The sequence below is a fragment of the Paraburkholderia adhaesiva genome, assembly GCF_021390575.1.
GTDB lineage: Bacteria > Pseudomonadota > Gammaproteobacteria > Burkholderiales > Burkholderiaceae > Paraburkholderia > Paraburkholderia adhaesiva.
Genome location: NZ_JAJEJQ010000001.1, coordinates 2,039,384 through 2,059,589 on the forward strand (window position 1 = coordinate 2,039,384; position 20,206 = coordinate 2,059,589).

Annotated in this window: 17 protein-coding genes, 1 tRNA gene and 1 pseudogene; 8 read left to right on the forward strand and 11 right to left on the reverse strand. The window is 63.2% G+C overall.

Features of this window, described 5'->3' with window-relative positions:
* Positions 1-43: 43 nt before the first annotated feature.
* The gene (locus L0U80_RS09210) at positions 44-517 is read right to left on the reverse strand and encodes a DUF3331 domain-containing protein (RefSeq protein WP_233863636.1); all 474 of its coding nucleotides are present in this window, start codon (positions 515-517) and stop codon (positions 44-46) included.
* 752 nt (positions 518-1,269) lie between these two features.
* Positions 1,270-2,163: a LysR family transcriptional regulator ArgP gene (locus tag L0U80_RS09215; protein WP_233863637.1), complete on the reverse strand. Its 894-nt coding sequence runs from the start codon at positions 2,161-2,163 to the stop codon at positions 1,270-1,272.
* A gap of 98 nt (positions 2,164-2,261) precedes the next feature.
* On the opposite strand from L0U80_RS09215, the gene L0U80_RS09220 reads away from it, so the two are divergent.
* Both L0U80_RS09220 and L0U80_RS09225 read left to right on the forward strand, forming a co-directional pair.
* Positions 2,262-2,879, forward strand: coding sequence for a LysE/ArgO family amino acid transporter (locus tag L0U80_RS09220; RefSeq protein ID WP_233863638.1), 618 nt, complete (start codon positions 2,262-2,264; stop codon positions 2,877-2,879).
* A gap of 594 nt (positions 2,880-3,473) precedes the next feature.
* Positions 3,474-4,475 (forward strand): ferritin-like domain-containing protein, encoded by a 1,002-nt coding sequence (locus L0U80_RS09225; RefSeq protein WP_233863639.1) that lies wholly within the window; start codon positions 3,474-3,476, stop codon positions 4,473-4,475.
* A gap of 95 nt (positions 4,476-4,570) precedes the next feature.
* Here the strand turns inward: L0U80_RS09225 and L0U80_RS09230 are convergent, their stop codons facing one another.
* Together L0U80_RS09230 and L0U80_RS09235 are read right to left on the reverse strand one after the other, a co-directional pair.
* On the reverse strand, positions 4,571-5,416 hold the full coding sequence (locus tag L0U80_RS09230; protein ID WP_233863640.1) for an HTD2 family dehydratase: 846 nt from the start codon (positions 5,414-5,416) through the stop codon (positions 4,571-4,573).
* A gap of 150 nt (positions 5,417-5,566) precedes the next feature.
* Positions 5,567-7,906: a cytochrome P450/oxidoreductase gene (locus L0U80_RS09235; RefSeq protein ID WP_233863641.1), complete on the reverse strand. Its 2,340-nt coding sequence runs from the start codon at positions 7,904-7,906 to the stop codon at positions 5,567-5,569.
* A 123-nt stretch (positions 7,907-8,029) separates the two neighbouring features.
* Between L0U80_RS09235 and L0U80_RS09240 the strand changes: the two genes are divergently transcribed.
* Together L0U80_RS09240 and L0U80_RS09245 are read left to right on the forward strand one after the other, a co-directional pair.
* On the forward strand, positions 8,030-8,935 hold the full coding sequence (locus L0U80_RS09240; protein ID WP_233863642.1) for an IclR family transcriptional regulator: 906 nt from the start codon (positions 8,030-8,032) through the stop codon (positions 8,933-8,935).
* Between the two features lie 243 nt (positions 8,936-9,178).
* Positions 9,179-10,537 carry an NYN domain-containing protein gene (locus L0U80_RS09245; RefSeq protein ID WP_233863643.1) on the forward strand — a complete coding sequence of 453 codons (1,359 nt, stop codon included), beginning with the start codon at positions 9,179-9,181 and terminating at the stop codon, positions 10,535-10,537.
* Positions 10,538-10,765: 228 nt separating this feature from the next.
* On the opposite strand, the pseudogene L0U80_RS09250 reads toward L0U80_RS09245, so the two are convergent.
* The 5 genes and pseudogenes from L0U80_RS09250 to L0U80_RS09270 form a co-directional block, all read right to left on the reverse strand.
* Positions 10,766-11,041: pseudogene (locus L0U80_RS09250) on the reverse strand (hypothetical protein); the annotation flags it as partial.
* A gap of 77 nt (positions 11,042-11,118) precedes the next feature.
* Entirely contained in the window at positions 11,119-11,943 is an 825-nt protein-coding gene (locus L0U80_RS09255) for a bestrophin-like domain (RefSeq protein ID WP_233863644.1), read from the reverse strand.
* Positions 11,944-12,029: 86 nt separating this feature from the next.
* Complete coding sequence (locus tag L0U80_RS09260; protein WP_233863645.1) at positions 12,030-12,617, reverse strand: LutC/YkgG family protein; 588 nt, start codon at positions 12,615-12,617, stop codon at positions 12,030-12,032.
* Entirely contained in the window at positions 12,604-13,998 is a 1,395-nt protein-coding gene (locus L0U80_RS09265; RefSeq protein ID WP_233863646.1) for a lactate utilization protein B, read from the reverse strand. The genes L0U80_RS09260 and L0U80_RS09265 overlap by 14 nt, the downstream gene beginning before the upstream one ends.
* Positions 13,995-14,738 carry a (Fe-S)-binding protein gene (locus L0U80_RS09270; protein WP_124153882.1) on the reverse strand — a complete coding sequence of 248 codons (744 nt, stop codon included), beginning with the start codon at positions 14,736-14,738 and terminating at the stop codon, positions 13,995-13,997. The genes L0U80_RS09265 and L0U80_RS09270 overlap by 4 nt, the downstream gene beginning before the upstream one ends.
* A gap of 582 nt (positions 14,739-15,320) precedes the next feature.
* Here L0U80_RS09270 and L0U80_RS09275 point away from each other — a divergent pair.
* Both L0U80_RS09275 and crcB read left to right on the forward strand, forming a co-directional pair.
* Positions 15,321-16,067: an SDR family oxidoreductase gene (locus tag L0U80_RS09275; protein ID WP_233863647.1), complete on the forward strand. Its 747-nt coding sequence runs from the start codon at positions 15,321-15,323 to the stop codon at positions 16,065-16,067.
* A 143-nt stretch (positions 16,068-16,210) separates the two neighbouring features.
* Entirely contained in the window at positions 16,211-16,591 is a 381-nt protein-coding gene (gene crcB / locus L0U80_RS09280; RefSeq protein WP_233865810.1) for a fluoride efflux transporter CrcB, read from the forward strand.
* Positions 16,592-16,643: 52 nt separating this feature from the next.
* Here crcB and cfa read toward each other — a convergent pair whose 3' ends face one another.
* Entirely contained in the window at positions 16,644-17,813 is a 1,170-nt protein-coding gene (cfa, locus tag L0U80_RS09285) for a cyclopropane fatty acyl phospholipid synthase (protein ID WP_233863648.1), read from the reverse strand.
* Positions 17,814-18,016: 203 nt separating this feature from the next.
* On the opposite strand from cfa, the gene L0U80_RS09290 reads away from it, so the two are divergent.
* Together L0U80_RS09290 and L0U80_RS09295 are read left to right on the forward strand one after the other, a co-directional pair.
* On the forward strand, positions 18,017-18,433 hold the full coding sequence (locus tag L0U80_RS09290) for an HIT family protein (RefSeq protein WP_233863649.1): 417 nt from the start codon (positions 18,017-18,019) through the stop codon (positions 18,431-18,433).
* Between the two features lie 553 nt (positions 18,434-18,986).
* Positions 18,987-19,077, forward strand: a tRNA-Ser gene (locus L0U80_RS09295).
* 232 nt (positions 19,078-19,309) lie between these two features.
* Here L0U80_RS09295 and L0U80_RS09300 read toward each other — a convergent pair.
* Positions 19,310-19,678 carry a hypothetical protein gene (locus tag L0U80_RS09300; RefSeq protein ID WP_233863650.1) on the reverse strand — a complete coding sequence of 123 codons (369 nt, stop codon included), beginning with the start codon at positions 19,676-19,678 and terminating at the stop codon, positions 19,310-19,312.
* Between the last annotated feature and the right edge of the window lie 528 nt (positions 19,679-20,206).

Below are 20,206 nucleotides of genomic sequence, written 5' to 3' on the forward strand. Positions count from 1 at the left end.
ACCGGGCGCATCAACGCATCAAACGCGCACCAGGCCGCCGCGCTCAGGCCGCGAGAGCCTCGTCGAGACGGGCTGCGACTACGCTATTAGGTAGATTGTCGATCTTGCTCGCGAGAATCATCGCGTCGGCGTTGGCCGGACGATGACGGCGATTGGGACTCGGGCGGAATACGGCGTCGCCACGGCGGATCTTCTCGCCCGTCAGTGCGCATACCGAACTGCGCCTTGCGGTGCAGACACGCCAGAGCTGGTCTGAGTAGCGCCCATACGTGGCGTCGCTCCAGCAGACTGTGATGCTCTCGGGATCATGACGCCGGATCAAGGTGATGCCCTGCGCATCCCACGAGCGCACAGCGGCACGCCGGCGGCTCGACACCTCCGAAGCGCCGCGTGTGACAGGTACCGGTTTGCAGCTTCTGCTGCGCTCCGGGTCGCCCGTGAGGGTCATGGGCTCGGAGGCGGCTGACAGCAGGTCAATGGTTTGTCGCCATACGCTGCCGGTATCTAATTTCGTCATAATGCACCTCGTGCATGTAGAAACGATTCAATATGCCGGTCGAATAAACACGCTGCCACGTCCGGATTATAGCGTGTCCGTCTCGCAATCCACAGGGAAAAGTCAATTTTCACGCGAGACAATCAAAAACGAAAAAATCGAAAGACCTACGCTTTCAGTTCCTGCCACATTCAGACACCAATCGTTTCTTTACGTTTCATAACCTTTTTTCCGATTCTTCTAAAAATTACATCTGCGAACCGGAAAAAATAACCGGCACGGTGCCCTGAGATTCGACAGGCGAACATACTTAGCTCGGCCAGACGTGCCCATAACGGCTGCAGCGCACCGCCTCAACGCCATACCTGACGGGCTTTTGGCGCCACCCGCCGTTCATCGCCGCCTACCTGAATAGTCACGTCAAACGATGACCAGTCAATGAAACTGAATAAACAGTTAGCGAAGTGGATGCCACCGATCCCATATAGCAAATCGTCAGCGGAAATGCGAGGAATTATCATACGGCGCTGCGCGAAGCTTACAGGAAAACGAATCCTCTTCAGCGCGTCAATTCAACGGACATAAATCTGCAATAAATACGTCTTTAGGGTAATTGCTATGTCCAACTTCACCGTGATTGCATCAAAGCAAAGAACACTATGCGGTCAAATAGTTCGACAATTTGACCGCACGTAAACATGAAAAGAATATGCCCGTTTAGTGCATATGAGACAGAGTAACGGCGAGAGTAACGGCGCCCGAAGGCGCCGCCGTTAATCGAGAAATTCGGCAGACCGGCGCCGCAACATCGCACCGAAATCGTCGAGCCAGCCGATCGAGAGACGCCAGCTCTGCCAATAGAGGTCGACGTCGAGCGCGCGGCCCGGCGTGAGTTCGATGAGTTCGCCGCGCGCCAGATGCGGCGCGATCATGCGCTCGGGACACATGCCCCAGCCGAGGCCATTCACGCAGCAGCGCAAAAAGCCCGCGACGTGCGGTATCCAGTGCCGCGGCGCATCGACCGGCGCGCGCGTGATGCGACGAATGAAGCGCTTTTGCAGCTGATCCTTCGGATTGAATTCAACGCACGGTGCGCCCCGCAGCGATTCGCGCGCGACACCCTGCGCGAAATGACGCTCGAAGAATGCCGGCGAGCACACGGCGAGGTAGCGCATGCGGCCAAGGCGTGTCGAACGGCATCCCTGCACGGGCTCCGCCTGCGTCGTGAGGGCGCCCTGCACGCTGCCATCGCGCATGCGCTCGGCGGTGTGGTCCTGGTCGTCGATCACGAGATCGAGCAGGATGCCGCGCTCGACGCAGAAAGGCGCGACGGCGTCGATAAACCAGGTGCCCACGCTGTCGTCATTGACGGCGATGCGCAGCGTCGGCCGCGCCCCGTCGAGCGCGCCCGTGAACGTGGGCATCCCGCCGCCCAGTTCCGCCTCGAGCAGTTGCACGCGTTCAGTGTGGCGGCACAGGAGTGCACCCGATGCCGTCGCGACGCAAGGCTGGCCGCGCTTCACGAGCACGGTGCCGACGCGCTCCTCCAGCAGCTTCACGCGCTGCGAAACGGCCGAGGGCGTGACATTGAGCGCGCCGGCCGCCCGGTCGAACGAACCATGCCGCACCACGGCCGCCAGCGCATCGAGCAATGCATAGTCGAGCATTAGCGTTCCTTAATCCGGTTAAACAAAATCAGCTTTTCTTATGTGCTTGCAGGCCGCAGACTAGCGCCGTTTCCGTACGATGTCCAACGGTGTCTCTTATGAACTGGATCGCTTTTTCCCATGGCGCGGCGCTATGCGCGTCGCTGATCGTCACCATCGGTGCACAAAACGCCTTCGTGCTGCGCCAGGGCATCTTGCGCTCACACGTCGGCAAGATCGTCGTGCTTTGCACGATCTCGGACTTCGTACTGATCGGCGCAGGCGTGGGCGGCGCGTCGGCGCTCGTCGAGCGCTATCCGACATTCGTGCATCTCGTGCTCTACGCCGGGCTCGCGTGGCTTGTGTGGTTCGGTATCGGCGCGCTGCGGCGCGCGGTACGCCCCGGTCATGCGGTGCTCGATACCGCTGCTGCGAACGCGGCGACCGAGCAGCGCGCGTGGCCAATCATCCTGATGACGCTCGCGTTCACGTGGCTCAATCCGCACGTCTATCTCGACACATTTCTGCTGATCGGCACCGCGGGCGCGCGCGAGCCCGCGGGCAGCCGCCTCGCGTTCGCGATCGGCGCGATGTGCGTAAGCGCTGTGTGGTTCGTGGGGCTCGGCTACGGCGCGCGCGTACTCGCGCCGCTATTTCGCCGTGCTGGCGCGTGGCGCGTGCTCGATGGCGCCATCGGGGGCATGGTGTTGTTGATTGCGTTCGCACAGTTGCGCTGAGTTTGCCCATTCCGGCGCCGCAGGACGAATGCCGAACGGACATACGCCATAGCCGTCACGGTCGTTAAGTTGCTGCGCCAATGTTTCGGCGATCGCTACGCGAGTACCGCCGCTTTTTATCGGGCATCACACCTTCCGGATGACGCGCGTTGCTTCTCGCGTTGTCGTACGAATCACGCTTGCGATTGCGTCCGTTGTTGCACGCAGCATCGCCTGATGTTTGGATACCACTCACCCCAATTGCCTACCCGAGCGATATCGAATCGTTCGATTGCGCGGCGCACACGCGACGGCGAAGCCGCGCTGTTGCGCACGCAACTCAAGTGCGTGTAATCGTTAGCACGAGCGCGTTAGGCCGCTGCCGGGCGACGCTATCGGATCGCAGAGTCGACCTGGCGGCTTTCACGTACTCAGCGAGCCCTCGTCATCGCAATACGACGGTTAGTGCGCCGCCGCAATTTCACCTTCTCCCCTTTCTGCAGTCGATACGGGTCGCGTGCGAAGCGGAACACCGAACCCGCTGCACCCCAAACGCGCGCGAAACGAATCCATGCCAGAATCGCAGCACCGTGCATTCGACTGGGACACTACCCGATGAGTGATCAGGTTCTGGACGGCTTCGATGCGGCGCAACTGATACCTGGCTTCACGGCGCCGGAGTTGCCGCGCGATCAGCCCGACCGCGCGACACTCGACGCCGCCGAACACAACACGCGCGTCTGGACGAGCGCTGTGAGCGGCGCCATAGTGCCGGGCTCCGAAGTTCACCGGCGCGAGATGTGCCGCATGTTCCGCGACACCTTCAATCCGTACCGTCCATCCACGCTTGAATGGCCGAGGCTTGAACCGGGGGCGCTCAAACGCATCGTCGAATTGCCGATCTGGGACATCGCGGTGCAGACGGAAGGCAAGGCACGATTGCGCATGGCCGCCTATGCCGCGACGCTCGACGACGTCGACCTGCGCGACGCCCTTGCCCTGAACGCGTGGGAAGAAAACCGCCACAAGGAAGTGCTGTCGCGCCTCGTTGAGGCATACGGCATCAAACTGGCGAGCGAGCCACCCTACATCCACCCGAAAGACACCGAATGGGCTTATCTCGTGACGGGCCTTAGCGAATGCATCGACAGTTTCTTCGCTTTCGGCCTTTTCGAAGTGGCTCGGCGCTCCGGGCTCTTTCCGCCCGAGTTGATCGATACCTTCGAGCCCGTCATGCAGGAAGAGTGCCGCCACATCCTGCTATTTGCGAACTGGTTGGCATGGCATCGTACGCGGCTTTCCTGGTGGCGCCGTCTGCGCTTTGAACTGAAAGTGGCCGCTGTGTGGGTCTTTCTCGCTTGGGAGCGCATCGGCCTCTCGCGCACGATTGATGCCGAGGGCAACGAACACCATCAGGACTCCAAGTTCACGATGAACGGCGCGAATTCGGTCACGGATATCAATATCAGCGCGTCTGAAGTGATGCGCCTGTGTCTCGCCGAGAACGAGCGCCGCTTCTCCGGCTACGACACGCGCCTGTTGCGGCCCGAAACGATGCCGAAACTCGTGCGTTTCGCAATGCGCTTCATGCGCGACAAGACGCCGTCAATGTCTTGAGGCGTCCCGATTTCAGCCACTCGCCATGCAGATGTCCTGACGATGCCCTGATTGCCTTGTGCACTTGACGACTCAACAGGCGAAAGCGGGCAAATTCACGCGAGCGTCGCCGTGGCCTGCATCGCCAGGTGGCCATCGTGATCCTTCGCCCACAGTTCCACCGTGCGAGCATCAGCCGAAGGCTGGCCGCACAACGTGAACGCATTGCCCGCGAAGACCGGCCGCACGGCGCGAAACGCAAACGTCTCGACAGCCGCGTCCGGAAGGTGACGATGCACGAGATCGAGCAGCAGTGTCGCGATCAGCGGACCGTGCACGACGAGCCCCGGATAACCTTCTTCCTGAGTCACATACGGGAAATCGTAGTGAATGCGATGGCCGTTGAAAGTCAGTGCCGAATAACGGAACAGCATGACTGCGCCAGCCGTGAGCGTACGCGACCATATTTCACCGGTCGGCGCGGCAACGGGCTTCGGCGCTGGCGCACCTGGCTGCGGCGCGTCGCGATACACGATGTCGTGCTCTTCCTCCACGCAAAGCGTACCCGCCGACTCATAGCGATGCTGCACCGTCACGAAGACGAGCCGTCCGCTGCGTCCCGTCTTGTCCTCGATGCTGGCAATAGTCGACGTACGCTGCGCCTGCGTGCCCACACGCAACGGCGCGTGGAATGTGAAGCGACCGCCCGCCCACATACGCCGTGGCAGCGCCACAGGCGGCAAGAAACCACCGCGTTTCGGATGCCCGTCTTCGCCCACGTCCGCAAGCGGCGCTATAGGCAGGAAATACAGCCAGTGCCACAGCGGCGGTACGGCAACGGCGGGCGCCGCGCGGACGAGTGTCGCCGCGAGCGCGCGCAGTGGAAACGACGTGATCTCGTCGGACAGCGTTTCAGTCCTGTCCAGCCACGCTTCGAGTGGCGGCGTTTGCGAATCTGGCACGGCGGTTCTCCTGTTTCGTCGTACGAACGCACTATGAACGATACGCGCGACTCCGCGAAAGTGTCCTTTCCGGAGCGGACGTTTTATTTTCGTTCACGTTTATGTGCGGACAGTCGATAGCCGGAATTTGATCCGCTCGCGCTGTACGACCTACAGTTCGAGTATCAATCGCCGCCCTTTGGCACGCGAACAGCAGGTCATCATGCGCTGATTCGTCTCGCGCTCCGCTCGCGTGAGCACCACGTCGCGGTGATCGATCTCACCCGCGAGCACGCGCACTTCGCACGATCCGCACAAGCCTTCTTCGCAGTCGCTCTGAACATCGATATTCGCGCGGCGAAGCGCGTCGAGCACAGTCTGGTCCGCAGCCACGTTCAGCACGAGTCCCGAATCCTTCAGTTCCACTTCGAACGCGTGCTCGTTGGCGGGGTCGAGCTTGCCCGCGTTCGCCGCGAAGTACTCGACGCGCAGCGCGTCCTCCGGCCACGTCTCGCTGCACGAACGCAGCGCATCCAGCATACGTGTCGGGCCGCAGGCATAGACGCGCGTCTCGTCGTCCACGCGTAGCGCGTCGAAATCGTTGCGCGTGCCTTCGTCCGTAACGTGCAGCGAGAGTCGCTCCCCGTGCAGTTGTGCGAGTTCGTCAATGAAAGCCATCGTTGCACGCGAACGTCCGCTGTAATGCAGTTCGTAGTCGATCCCGAGTTCGCGCGCGCGACGCGCCATCGCACTCACGGGCGTGATGCCGATGCCCCCTGCGATGAAAATCGCGCGGCGCCCTTCTTCGTCGAAGCGAAAGTGATTGCGCGGCCCGCGGACAGTAAGACGCATGCCTTCGCGCACGGCCTCATGAATCCACGCCGAACCACCGCGGCTCGCCGTGTCGCGCAGCACGGCGATTTCGAACGCCCGCGTGTCGGCAGGATCGCCGCACAGCGAGTACTGGCGCGAGAGGCCCGTGTCGCCACATTCAATGTCGATATGCGCGCCGGGCGCCCAGCGAGGCAGTACACCGCCATCGGGCGCGACGAGACGCAGCCTCGCAATGCCGTCGGCGGCAACGCTCACGCGCTCCACGATCACCGGACGGCTCAACGCATGACCTGAAGGCTCGCCGATGCGCACCGGCACTTTCGCATCGAGCAGCGCGGGCGCTTTGCGCTCCGGGTTCTGTGCGGGATCCCACTCCACCCACACATGCTCCGGCCCGCGAAACGACGTGTTCGGCACGTACGTGAAGGACTGCTCCGCGAGGCGCATATGCGGCAGGCGGCGCGTGAGTTCTTCGAGGAAGATCTGCATCTCCATGCGCGCGAGATTCTTGCCCATGCATTGATGCGAGCCGTAGCCAAACGTGAGGTGATCGCTGGCGTTGTCGCGACGGATATCGAAAAGGTCGGCGTCGGCGAAATGGCGCTCGTCGTGATTCGCCGACGACATGACGATCAGGAGCTTCGCGCCCGCCGGAATGTCAATGCCGCCGACCTGGACATCCTTCGTCGCGAGCCGGCGCCATGCGGCCACCGAGCCGTTGTGGCGCAGGCACTCCTCCACCGCGTTCGGGATGAGGCTCGGGTCCTCGCAGATTTCGCGCCACGCGTGCGGGTGCTGCAACAGCAGCTTCATCGCGTTGGCGGTCGCGTTCGCCGTGGTTTCGTGGGCGGCCACGATGCCCGCCATCATCATCGAATGCAGATAGGAGTCCGTGACGATTTCCGGATGTTCCTTCTGCTTGCGGATACCGTATTGCATCCAGCCGGGACCGTCGGGGTTCTGGCGCATCTTGTCCAGCACCTTGCCAGCGAACTGCCAGAAGTTGCCGACCGCGTGCGCAACGGCGACCTGCTCCTCCGGCTTCGGACGTCCCCACGTGTTAACCGTGTGCGCAATCGAATACTGGCGCAGCAGGCCCATGTCCTCCTCGGGCACGCCGAGGAAATGCAGCGCCACCGTGAGCGGCACTTCCCAGAGCATCTGGTCGACGAGATCGGCGCGGCCTTCGTCGATAAAGCGGTCCACGTATTCGCGCGTGAGGCGGCGCACCATCGGTTCGTGGTGCTTGAGATGCTCGGGTGTGAACGGCTCCATCAGCACGCGGCGACGCGGCATGTGGGCCGGTTCGTCCTCGTTCACGAGCGTGCGGTTCATCGCGTAACCGTATGACGCCAGCACCGCATTCGCCTCGGGTCCCGTCGGGGTGATCTTTTCCAGCGCGATCGATGGACTGAACGTGAGGTTGTCGCGAAAGATCGCCTTGATGTCGTCGTAGCGCGTCACCACCCAGTAGCCCAGTTGCGGACTGTAGAAGACAGGCTCCTGCTCGCGCGCCCAGCGCACGTATTCGGGCGGCTCCTGCTGATAGCCGTCGCTGAACGGGTCGAACGCCGCAGCGTTGGTGCTCACCGGGCAACCGGAACCGGCGCTGGCGGCGCCAACGGTGCCATGGGGAAACGGACAGCGTCCGGTTGTCGTGGCGGCAGTCTCGCTCATCGTGCGACCTCATCGAAATTACGTTTTGCGTAACTCTAATACGCATTGCGTAACTCAGAGATTGGGGTTAACGTGCAAGCACGCGGCCGCCGCCCGGCCCATCTGCCCGCTTAGAATCGCGCCATGAAAACCGTCCCTGATTCCGCCGTTTCCCTCGCTCGCGCCAGTGACGCGAAGAAGCCGAAAGGCAGCACATCCAACGCCGGCGCAGCGCGCGAGCGACGTCAGCGTGTTCAGTCGGCGCAAACCGGTATGGCCGTGCTCAAGGGCCTCGCGCGCCTCGGCGGCCGCGCGAGTCTCACGGGCCTTGCCGCTTACGTCGGTGAGAGTCCAGCGAAGGTGCACCGCTATCTGGCTAGCCTGATCGACGAAGGTCTCGTCGCGCAGGACACTGGCTCGCAGCAATACTTGCTTGGGCCGGAGGCGATGATGATCGGCGTCGCGGCGATGCGTCAGGCCGACCCTGTGCGGATCGCCGAGCCTGCGCTCATGCGCCTGCGCGAACAGCTGGAGGTCACGACGTTCGTCGCGGTGATGGGCAACATGGGGCCGACGATCATCCGCTTCGAGGAACCAGGGCTGCCCGTGACGGTGAACGTGCGCGTGGGCTCGGTGATGTCGCTGCTGTGGTCGTCGACGGGGCGCGTATTTCTCGGGATGCTCGACGACGCGCGCGTGCTCGCACAAGCCGAAGACGAACTCTCGCAGGCCGAAGCCTCGCTGCGCGCGCAGCTCGACAGCGCCGATCCGATTGGCGCGTTGCGGCGCAGCGTGCAGGCCACGCAGTGCGCGAGCGTGAAGGACACGAACCTCAAGGGAATCAGCGCGGTCTCCGCACCGGTTTTCGATCACACCGGCAAGCTCTGCGCGGTACTCACAGCGCTCGGCGCGACGGGTGGATTCGATGCGTCGCCCGATGGGCCCGTCGCCGTCGCGCTGCGCCGCGAGGCTGCCGCCGCGAGCGCCCTGCTCGGGTACGCAACGCCTGGCACGAGCACCGAGCCGACAGGCACCGTGCGACGCGGCTAGACGAGGGCTCTGCATCGGCGGCGCGCAGGGGCAATCGCTCATCGAACGCGATCTGTTTCGCAGTAAGGGGCGAGGGTTGTCTACGGGTCGTGCTTGCATCCGCAACGGCTCAATGCGTTTAGTGGCCCCGCGACATGAACAAAATATGTCGCCGACCACGCGCGCTGCGCCGCCGATCCCGTCCCGCACGCGCTCGACGGGCTATCATGTGCGCTCAAACTGTAGATGGAACGAACGAATCACATGGCCTCCCCCCAGGAAAACGTCAGCATGGCGGTGTTCTGCGACTTCGAGAACGTCGCACTCGGCGTGCGCGACGCGAAGATCGACCGCTTCGATATCAAACCCGTGCTCGAGCGGCTCTTGCTCAAGGGCAGCATCGTCGTGAAGAAAGCCTATTGCGACTGGGAGCGCTACAAGGGCTTCAAGGCGTCGATGCACGAGGCGAGCTTCGAGCTGATCGAAATCCCGCACGTGCGCCAGTCGGGCAAGAATTCCGCCGATATCCGGCTCGTCGTCGACGCGCTCGATCTCTGCTATACGAAGTCGCACGTCGATACGTTTGTGATCGTGAGCGGTGACTCCGACTTCTCGCCGCTCGTCTCGAAGCTGCGCGAGAACGCGAAGAAGGTGATTGGCGTCGGCGTGAAGCATTCGACGTCCGACCTGCTCGTCGCCAACTGCGACGAATTCATCTTCTACGACGATCTGGTGCGCGAACTCGCTCGCGAGCCATCACGCGGCGCCGGAAAGCGTGACGGCAGCGCGGGCTCAAAGCGCCCCGCCGGCGAAGATCGCCAGCCGAAGGCCGACACGGAAGAGCGCAAGTCGGAGGAACGCAAATCGAAGGCGATCGCGCTCGCTGTCGAAACGCTCGATGCGCTCGTGCTGGAGCGCGGCGACAGCGGCAAGATCTGGGCGTCGGTGTTGAAGAGCGCGATCAAGCGGCGCCGCCCCGATTTCAACGAGACGCGCTACGGCTTCCGCGCGTTCGGCAATCTGCTCGACGAGGCGCAAGCGCGCGGGCTACTCGAAGTAGGCCGCGACGAGAAGTCGGGTGCATTCGTATCGCGCACGAGCCAGCCAGCGCCCGCCGCCATCGAGGTGCCGGTGACCGTGGCCCCTCCCGCCGGTGAAACCGGGCCCGCGCGCAGCGAAGAATCGCGCGGCCGGGGCAAGGGACGCGGCAAAGGGAGGCGCGGCGGACGCGAAGCGGTGCAAGAGGCGAGCGTCACCGAGCCTCACGACCACGCGGAAACGCCTGCGAGCGAAGCAGCGGGCGAAGCGCACGCGGGACAAACAGCCCTGCCCTTTGGCGAGGCGGCACACACCGCCGCGCACGTCGAATCTGAAGTGACCAGCGCCGCAGACACGGCCGGACAAGAGCAAAGTGGCACCGATACGGCCACCGCCCCGCGCCGTGCCCGCAAAGCGGCTCCGCGCAAGAGCGCCGCGCGCAAGAGCGCCGCGCGCAAGAAACCCGCGCCACAGCCGGTGAGCGACGCGCCCTCTCCCGAGCCCGCAGCCGAAGCTCCCGCAGCGAAGAAAACCACCTCGCGCACCCGCCGCACGCGTGCCAAGGCCGCTGCTGACGAAAGCTGATCGCGAAACGACGCGCGCCATTCTCAACGGTGGCGCGCGTCGCCCCGCCCGCGTTCAATCGTCTCCGAAGGGGTTACCAGAGCGCTTCGGCGCGGGACGAGACGCGTCCTCTCCGCCGCCGAACGGATCGCCGGACTTTGCGGGCGACGAATCGCCAAATGGATTCGATGCTTTCGAAGGCCCCGCAGCCTCGCCGAACGGATTCGCCGAGCCAGACGACTTCGATCCGCCGAACGGATCGCCGGCACCCGCGTCCATGTCGTCGTCCACCGTCAGGTTGTACTCGGCCTGCACCTTCGCGAGTACGCCCGCGATGCTCGACTCGAAACCGGCCGCGTTGCCGAAATGCTTCATCGTCCAGTTGCAGCCCGCGCGGTCGGCAGGCTGAAGTTGCGGACGCGGCACGGTGAACTTCACGCCGTCATCGATCACTTCCTGCAGCTTGTGCAAGCGGCGGCTCACCTCTTCCTGCAGCCGCGATGCATTGAGCGTCTTGCGCAGCATCCGCACCTCCTCGTTCTCATCGATAACCGGACCCGGGAGTCTAGCGCAACGAACGTCTGATTTCGGAATACGCCGCCTCACTGCGTCGACGGCAACGGCGCGAGCGGCTCGTTCATGTGCGCGAGCGCCTCGCGCATCGAGTCGCTTGGAACCGCGATGATTCCCTCAAACGGCGTGTCGAGACAAACGATCACAAAGATCGCCGACGAAATCGATATCGCGCCAAGCAGGATCGTCACTGCCGCAAGCGCACCGCGCGGCGCGACCAGGCCGAAGCTCAGAAAGATCAGAACGAGCCACAGCGCGAGCATCGTAAAGAACGGACCCGAAATCGAGCCATGAGCTTCTTCGATGAGCCGCCAGCGCGTGTCGGTGACGCGCAGGAAATGCTGTTCGAGATCCGCGGCGAGGATCTGGTGAAAATGATCACGCGGCACGAGGCTGTTGATCGAGCGTCCCACGGAATTGAGCAGTGCGCCAAGCTCGCTGCTTTCCAGCTTCGAAGGGTCAATCTGGGCAACAACCGGATAGTAGTCGCCGGGCGGGCGCGCCTCGCGCGGCCACGTCGAGGCGATAGCCGCCGCCGTGTAGGCGCGCAGCGCGAGACGCGGTGGCTCCGCCGCTTCGCCGTATTCGCGCAGACGCAGGTCGAGCTGGATCAACTGGGCCGCGTACGTGCGCAGGTCGCTGGTCACCGTATCGAAGCTGCTTTTCGCCGACGCCGTGAGCAGGCCCAGCACGAGCGCAGAGAACGTCACGAGCATGCCGATCACGAGCTGCACGAGCTGGAGCGTCTCGTGTCTGCGATGCTCGTCGGGCAAGAGCGGCCGCAACAGTGTGCCGAGGCCCGTGCCGCCCAGCAGGAGCACGAACACGAGGATCGCGGATTCCACTGCCGTCATGGCTCACCTGTGTACTCAGCGGACCTTCGTGGGATTGCCCTGGCAGGCGCATCGCAAGTGATGCGCACACGGGCGCGACTACGCCGTCACGATGCCAGCAGCCACACCACCGTCAGCGACCGCACCCCTTGCGCGCCCTGAATCAGCACGCCCTCGATGTCCGCAGTGGCCGACGGTCCCGTCACGAGCGCCGCATAACGCGCGCTGCGAAAGTCGTCGCGACGGTACGCATCCTGCAGGCCCGCGACGATCTGCGCGGGATCGAGCAGCACGATCAGATGCTGCACGATATAGCCAAGCGCATTGACGACGTATTCGCGCTCGCTCAGCCACACAGAGCCCGTCTCCGCGACGCCGAAGCGTGCACGCACGACGCCCACGTCGACGTCTTCGAGCGATGCGGGCACCGTGGCCGCGGCTATAGCGCGTGTGCCCGGCACTTCCGGTGCCGCCGAAGCGATCTCCGCGCGCGCGCCGAAGCGTTCACCGATCAGGGAGAGCACCGCCTCGCCGGAAGTCGCTTCGGCTACGCGGCCGCCCATCAGCTTGAGCGCGGCCTCGAAGCGCTCACGCAGGTCGCCAGCAGGCGCTTCGAAAAGCGGCACATCGGGCAGTTCGAGTGCATCCGGTTGAGCTTCACGCACACGCGCGAGGAAAGCTTCACGATTCGCCACGGCCGCCTCCTTCGCGATTTTTCTTGTACCACGCATGAAAGGTGGTCCTCGGCGCGCGCGGCAATTCGCGCTGCCGCCCCCAGATATTGAGCGGGTTATACAGCACGAAATGCGGCAGACGACGCAAGGCGCCATCGACGGAAGCCGTGGCCGCACGATAAAGCGTGGGGCTCGACATCAGGCGCGACGCCATCTTGATCACTTCCCGCTTGACGAACGGCACCTCGTGTTGCTCGGCGATCACCTGACGCCATTGATAGATCTGCTCGTGGATATTGATCTTCACGGGGCAGACGTTCGTGCAGCTTCCGTTGAGCGTCGAAGCGAACGGTAATGCGCTGAAGCGCTTCAGGTCGAACGTGGGATTGATGATCGCGCCGATCGGCCCCGCATACGTGCTCCCATACGAAAGCCCGCCGCTGCGCCGGTAGACCGGGCACGTGTTCATGCAAGCGCCGCAACGGATGCACTTCAGCGAGTACCAGAACTCCGGCATCCTGAGCCGCTCCGAGCGGCCATTGTCGACGATGACGAAATGCATCTGCGCGCCCTCGCGCGGGGCGCGAAAGTGCGACGTGTACTGCGTGATCGGCGAACCGAGCGCGCTGCGCGAGAGCATGCGGATGAACACGCCGAGATCCGAGACGCGCGGAATCAGCTTCTCGATACCCATCGATACGATGTGCAACGGCGTCATGTTCGACGACAGGTCGGCGTTGCCTTCATTAGTGCACACCACGACAGTGCCCGTCTCGGCCACCGCGAAATTGCAGCCGGTCATGCCGGCCGTCTTCTCGCGCACGAACCAGGGCCGCGTGTTCATGCGCTGGCTTTCGGCGAGATAGTGGATGTCACTGTTGTGCGGATCCGTACCAATCGTGCGGCTGAAGACCTCGGCCACATCGTCGCGCAGCTTGTGAACGGCGGGCACGACGATATGGCTCGGCGGCTGCCGGTCGAGCTGCTGGATGCGCTCGCCGAGATCCGTTTCCATCACCGAGATGCCGCGCGATTCCAGATACGGGCGCATCGCGCATTCGTCGGTCAGCATCGATTTGCTCTTCACGAGGCCCGTCATGCCGCGCTCGCTCAGCAGGCGGTAGACGATCTCGTTGTGCTCCTCAGCCGTATCGGCCCAGTGGACCTGCACGCCGTTGGCCTCGGCATTGCGCGAGAACTGGTCAAGATAGTCAGCCAGGTGCGAGAGCGTGTGTTCCTTGATCGCCGATGCGAGCGAGCGCATCGTTTCCCACTCGGAGATGGCATGGGCCTGGGCATCGCGTTTCGTGCGCAGGTCCCACAGCCGCTTGTCGTGGAACTCGACGTGCTCCGGACGAAGCAGAAAGTCGCCGGCCAGCTTCGCATGTTCGACGCGTTTCATTCCCGGGCTCCGTTGAGCACCTGCGCAATGTGGATGAAGCGCACGTCGGCGTTCATGCGTTCGGCGCAGCCTTGCTGATGCATGAGACACGACATGTCGCCCGAAACGATGTATTGCGCGCCTGCGCCGACATGATCGACGACCTTGTCCTGACCCATGCGCACCGAAACGGCTTCCTCGGTCACCGCGAACGTGCCGCCGAAACCGCAGCATTCGTCAGGCCGCTTTGGGCTCACGAACTCGATGCCCTTCACACCGCGCAGCAGCGCAAGCGGCTTGTTGAAGGGCTCGCCGGCCACTTCCGAAACAGATGCCTCGTTCAGGTGGCGCAGCGCGCTGCAACTGTTGTGCAGTCCCACGCGCCAGGGAAACTCGGCCCACGGAAATTCGCGTACGCCAAGCACATCATGGAGGAATTCGACCAGTTCGTAAGCCGACGCGCGAACCTTACGCACCTCGTCGGTCTGCTCGATGGCCGTGAGATGGTCGCGCACGTGGTTCACACAGCTCGCCGACGGCGCGACGATATAGTCGTAGCCCGCGAAGTTGCGCGCGAACACGCGCTCGACACCGGCGGCCTCGGCCTGCGCGCCGGAGTTGGCCATCGGCTGGCCGCAGCAGGTCTGGTCGGGCGGATAGTCGACCTCGCAGCCGAACCGCTCCAGCAGTTCGAGCGTGGCGATTCCCACCTCGGGATAGAACACATCGATGAAGCACGGAATGAAAAGAGCGACTTTCATGCGCAGGCCGGCACCGTGAGTGGACGGGGCCATTCTACAGCCTATCCGCTTCAGGACTCCACCGAGCCGCGAACACGCTGAAGGACGTCATGACGCGACGCATCATGAGGCCCCGGGTCATTGCTCGCGGAGGTTCTGCACCGGGCCGAGTCCTCGCCGTAGAAACTTTGCGACGTTAGTGCAGCCCGGCGCAACCGTCATTTTGTCGAATCCATTTCGCACCGTAACGTCCCTGGCGGTTTTAAATTCGGCATGCGAATCATATGGAATCGACCAGAGTGACGATTCCAACGTGCCCTCTCGCGCCGACCGCGTAACCTGCAACGGATCGCACGACACGGTGTGCCGACCGGAACAGGTCAATTGAGCCGGCGGGAGTCCCCGTGGTCGAATCCGATGATTGCGATCCGCAACGCACCAACACACACGCGGCCAACGCGGGCTTCGTCGATCATGGCTTCCGGGCGCGAAGCACCATTGTTAATCAGAATGGAATAATGAAGCCAACAGCCGCACGATGATCAATTGCGCGATTCGGTTCATGATCGGCTCCGTTACTCCACCTCACACAGGAAACCGATCATGAACTCCTCCTCGATTACCCACAGCGTTGCCATTGTCACCGGCGCCTCGCGCGGCATCGGCGCGGCGATCGCCGAACGTCTCGCACGCGACGGCCACGCCGTCGTGATCAATTACGCGTCGAGCGCCGCGCCAGCGGAAGCGCTGGTCGCGAAGATCACCGCGGAAGGCGGGCGCGCGATCGCGGTAAAAGCCGACATTTCGAACGCCGCTGACGCACGGCGCCTGTTCGAGACGACGACGGAGCAACTCGGCCAGCCCACGGTGCTCGTGAACAATGCGGGCATCATGAAGAACGCGACGATCGCCGAATCCACCGACGCCCTCTTCGACGAAACATTCGACATCAACGTGCGCGGCACGCTGAACACGATGCGTGAAGCGGCGACCAGGCTCGCCGACGGCGGCCGCGTCATCAACTTTTCGACCAGCGTGCTCGCGCTCAATCGACCGACCTATGGCATCTACTGCGCGAGCAAGGCCGCCGTGGAAACCCTCACGCGGATCTTCGCGAACGAACTGCGCGGTCGCAACATCACCGTGAACGCCGTCGCGCCGGGACCGACCGCCACGGCGCTATTCCTCGAAGGCAAAACCGACGAACAGATCCGCCAGTTCACGAACATGCCACCGTTGCAGCGCCTGGGCCAGCCGGAGGACATTGCCGCGGTCGTATCGTTTCTCGCAGGGCCAGACGGCGCATGGGTGAACGGCCAGGTGCTGCGCGCAAATGGCGGTCTGGCCTGACGAGCGCACGGGCGGATCATGAAGGGAGAGGTTGCGCCGGGCGGGTCATGGTGCCAGGCGCGCCGGAGGCGATGCTAAACTCCGTGCTCGAAACGAAGCCAGCCTCGCGCTGGCCTTCATTGCGCCTTCAACCTCTTCACACCATGTATCTGTCCATTCTTGCGGTCGGTATCGGCGGAGCGCTCGGTTCGCTGTTGCGCTGGGTGTTGGGCCTGCGCCTGAACACCCTCTTTCCCTTGATGCCGCTCGGTACGCTCGCCTCCAACGTGATCGCGGGCTATGTGGTCGGCGTCGCCGTCGCATTCTTTGCGCGCGTCCCCAACGTGGCGCCCGAATGGCGGCTCTTCGTCATCACGGGCCTCATGGGCGGCCTATCCACGTTCTCGACCTTCTCCGCCGAGGTCGTCTCGCACCTGCAGAATGGCCGCTTCGGCTGGGCGGTCGCGCAGATCGCCATTCACGTCTGCGCGTCGCTCGTCATGACGATCCTCGGCATCGCAACCGTCGCAGCGGTATTGCGCTAATCCGACGCCCGTCTTGCTCGCGGCTTGCCCCTGCGGCGGCCGCGCCTGGCAGTCAACGAAGCTCAGGCCGCCGATAGCCGCCGGGCAGCCCCTTCTTCGAGAACACCCACTGCCAGAGCTGGATATCGCGCGCGCGGAACGCGCCGGCGCACGAAAGCAGGTAGTACCGCCACATGCGATAAAAACGCTGCCCCATCTGCGCCTCGAAACGCGGCCACGCCGCCTCGAAGTTCGCGTGCCAGGCCATCAGTGTGCGGTCGTAATCGGCGCCGAAATTGTGCAGGTCCTCGGTTACGAACAGACCACCCGAAGCGTCGGCAATCTGCCCGATGGCCGGCAACTCGCCGTTTGGAAAGATGTACTTGTCGATCCACGGATCGGGTGTCGTATCGCGACGATTCTTGCCGATCGTGTGCAGCAAAAAGAGGCCGCCATCCGCGAGACAGCGGTGCGCCACTTCCATATACGTGCGGTAATTCTTTGAGCCGACGTGTTCGAACATGCCCACGCTCGCGATGCGATCGAAGCGCTCGTCGAGCGCCCGGTAGTCCAGCAGACGAAACTCGACAGGCAGCCCCTTGCAGCGCTCGGCACCGAGGGCCGCCTGCTCCTTCGACACGGTCACACCCACACACGACACGCCGTAGCGCTCCGCCGCAAACCGCATGAGGCTACCCCAGCCGCACCCGATGTCGAGCAGACGCATGCCCGGTTCGAGACCGAGTTTCCGGCAGATCAGGTCGAGCTTCGCTTCCTGCGCCTCGTCCAGCGAAGTCGCACCGCCGGACCAGTAGCCGCACGTATAGGTCATACGGCGGTCGAGCATCGCCTCATAGAACGCGTTGCTGAGATCGTAGTGCTGCTGCCCCACCCTCCACGCACGGCGGACGGTCTGACGGTTCATGAGGCGCGCCTTGAGCGCATGAAAGACGAGCCGCGCCGGGTCGATCTTTTCGTCCAGATGCGCGCGCAGCACGCGCGCGAAGAATTCGTCGAGACGGTCGCAATCCCACTGCCCGTCCATATAGGCCTCGCCAAGGCCGAGATTGCCTAGCGCGAGCAAACGCTCGGGCACGTGCTGGTCGTGGACGCGCATGTCCCACGCACGCGTTCCGTCGAGCTTCACGTCGGCCTGCGCCAGCAAGCTGGCGACCAACCGCCAGGCCGAGGAACCGGTGGCCTTGCGGACGGAATGGGCTGACTCGATATCGGTCGTAGCCATGGGTGCTCCGTGTCAAAGCGTTCGTCGTCGCGCGCGCTGTGAAGCCCGCTGCGCAATCCGCTATGAAACCCGTTGTTAAGCCTAATGATGCACCCGGTCGAAAAATCCTGCAGGAATGCACTCCGGAGGATGGTGCGTGAGCCATAATCGTCGGTTGTTCTCCCCGTACCCCCGCGCGCTTGCGCGCGTCACCCGAGAAAATCATGGCTTACGATTCGAACAACATCTTTGCGCGCATCCTGCGCGGCGAAGCGCCCTGCATCAAGGTATGCGAGAACGAGTCGGCGCTCGCGATCATGGACGTGATGCCCCAGGCCGACGGCCACGTGCTGGTTCTGCCGAAGGCGCCGGCCGAGCAGATTTACGATCTCCCGATCGAGGCCGCCGCGGCGGCGATCGCAATGGTGCAGCAGGTCGCCGCCGCGGTGCGCGCGGCGATCGCACCCGAGGGTTTGCTGATCGCGCAGTTCAACGGTGCCGCGGCCGGACAGACCGTGCCGCACGTCCATTTCCATGTGATTCCGCGTCGCGAGGGTGAGCAATTGCGTCCGCACGCACGCGAGATGGCCGACATGGCCAGGCTCGAGGCGCTTGCCCAGCGTATTCGGGCCGCGCTGTAATGGACGGCGCCAGGCGGATGCCGCGGAGTGATCGGAGCTGGTGCGGTTTCGTCGCTGTGGCGTGCTGATTGCGGGTCCGTCTGCGTGCGTAAGTGGCTCGCGCGTACGCGCGTTGTTGTGTTTGTCGCAATCGCGGATTGCGACGATGACGTAGCAGAACGGAACGTCCTGCGTGAAAGCCGGCGCATGCTGCGCTGCAGCTATCGTATGGCCCCTCCACGGATAACGTTCTTTTGCCGCGGCTTTATCTGGAGTCCATATCAAATCACGGCGCAAAGTGTTCCGTGCACACGACTGCTAGCGGCAACTGTTCGACCAGAAAACACGCTATGAATGGATGCACGGAGAGGGTGCAGGTCGAAAGTCAGCCGGTTGAACCCGCAACCGCGCGCGACCAGCCGACGACGGCCGCCTCGTAGAGTGAACCACGGCTCGTAAAAGTCACCGCAGTCTCACCTGGTGGCTGAACGAACGCGCGTAAGGGCGACTCGCCCGGCTTTGCCAACACCACCTCCCCCTACCGCCAGGATTCTGCTATAATTCGCGTCCCTCAGGAGAGATGGATGAGTGGTTTAAGTCGCACGCCTGGAAAGCGTGTATAGGTTAATAACCTATCGGGGGTTCGAATCCCCCTCTCTCCGCCAGGACACCACATACGGCTTCGAGCGATTTCGCTCCTCGTGGCCGCACCCTGGAAACGGCGTCGCACCTTTGCAACGCGAATTCCAGCCGCGAAAACTGCTGCCGGAAAGCAGCAGAAGCGCCAGACGGCACCCGAAGACGCCACTCACCGCAGCCCTCGAAAGCCCGCAAGACTAGCGCGAAGGCACCGCCCTCGGCGACACAGCAGCACTAAAAGAAGAATCGAAGAAACGCTCAACCGCCCGAAACGTCATCGAAGATTCGATCATCGAATTCGATCAGGAAGGGATTGTTCCTTCCCAGCGTTCCGGCGTCACGCGCATCCTGGTAGTCAACAAGACGCGCCGCAACGACCTTCCGGATTTGATCCCCCACGATGGCGGATTGCTTCGGCCCCAGCGCTTCAAGGCGATCCAGCAGGTCACCGGGAAAACGTAGCGAGATGTACGGAGTGTCATTTCCGACCGGATTACGGACGATCAGCACATTCAGTCGTCCGTCCGCTGCAGCTTGCTCGCTGTATATGGCGTCATCGTGAAAGGAACGCGATACCGCCTGAGCAACACGCTCCAGAACGCCGCGAGTGATCTGATAGATAGGCATCTTCGTCTCCTGCGTAGACGTCGAGACATCGTATCACTTTGAATTTTCGCGGTAGTGCTCGCCGGCCGAACGTCCACTCGTCGTCTGCCCTCACCCCGTCAAGCGTTAGGCGGGAGTGAGCAAGCTCAATCTAGTATGCCATCATCGCCTGACAGTCTCGGTCCAACGGGCCTGACGGATAATGCGCGGCGACGAGCCTTTTCAGGTCGGCCGTCAATGCCCCCACCGAACACCGCGTGTCGGCCAGAGTGCCGCCAATGCGGCACCCGCCTCGCCAGTCATGCGGCATCCATTTACCCAGGCGTCTACCGACCCGCTCGCCCGACAGCGCAGGGGCACGGGCAGGCTGCGTATTGACGGTCTATAGCTTTGCACAGTGGAGAGGACGGCCTGCTCGATGGCCGTGCCAGCAGGAGACCACCGAGACTGCGTGGGACGCGCTCTATGCGAGGGCGTTGTCGGTGCACGGTGAGTTCTGGTCCGTTTGTGCATTTCCAGACGAAAAAGGGGTTACGGATTCGCGGCGAA

Excerpts from the sequence above, each read along its gene's own strand:
- L0U80_RS09210 (WP_233863636.1), bottom strand. The coding sequence starts at position 517 with ATGACGAAATTAGATACCGGCAGCGTATGGCGACAAACCATTGACCTG.
- L0U80_RS09215 (WP_233863637.1), bottom strand. The coding sequence starts at position 2,163 with ATGCTCGACTATGCATTGCTCGATGCGCTGGCGGCCGTGGTGCGGCAT.
- L0U80_RS09220 (WP_233863638.1), top strand. The coding sequence starts at position 2,262 with ATGAACTGGATCGCTTTTTCCCATGGCGCGGCGCTATGCGCGTCGCTG.
- L0U80_RS09225 (WP_233863639.1), top strand. The coding sequence starts at position 3,474 with ATGAGTGATCAGGTTCTGGACGGCTTCGATGCGGCGCAACTGATACCT.
- L0U80_RS09235 (WP_233863641.1), bottom strand. The coding sequence starts at position 7,906 with ATGAGCGAGACTGCCGCCACGACAACCGGACGCTGTCCGTTTCCCCAT.
- L0U80_RS09240 (WP_233863642.1), top strand. The coding sequence starts at position 8,030 with ATGAAAACCGTCCCTGATTCCGCCGTTTCCCTCGCTCGCGCCAGTGAC.
- L0U80_RS09245 (WP_233863643.1), top strand. The coding sequence starts at position 9,179 with ATGGCCTCCCCCCAGGAAAACGTCAGCATGGCGGTGTTCTGCGACTTC.
- L0U80_RS09255 (WP_233863644.1), bottom strand. The coding sequence starts at position 11,943 with ATGACGGCAGTGGAATCCGCGATCCTCGTGTTCGTGCTCCTGCTGGGC.
- L0U80_RS09265 (WP_233863646.1), bottom strand. The coding sequence starts at position 13,998 with ATGAAACGCGTCGAACATGCGAAGCTGGCCGGCGACTTTCTGCTTCGT.
- L0U80_RS09270 (WP_124153882.1), bottom strand. The coding sequence starts at position 14,738 with ATGAAAGTCGCTCTTTTCATTCCGTGCTTCATCGATGTGTTCTATCCC.
- L0U80_RS09275 (WP_233863647.1), top strand. The coding sequence starts at position 15,321 with ATGAACTCCTCCTCGATTACCCACAGCGTTGCCATTGTCACCGGCGCC.
- crcB (WP_233865810.1), top strand. The coding sequence starts at position 16,211 with ATGTATCTGTCCATTCTTGCGGTCGGTATCGGCGGAGCGCTCGGTTCG.
- cfa (WP_233863648.1), bottom strand. The coding sequence starts at position 17,813 with ATGGCTACGACCGATATCGAGTCAGCCCATTCCGTCCGCAAGGCCACC.
- L0U80_RS09290 (WP_233863649.1), top strand. The coding sequence starts at position 18,017 with ATGGCTTACGATTCGAACAACATCTTTGCGCGCATCCTGCGCGGCGAA.
- L0U80_RS09300 (WP_233863650.1), bottom strand. The coding sequence starts at position 19,678 with ATGCCTATCTATCAGATCACTCGCGGCGTTCTGGAGCGTGTTGCTCAG.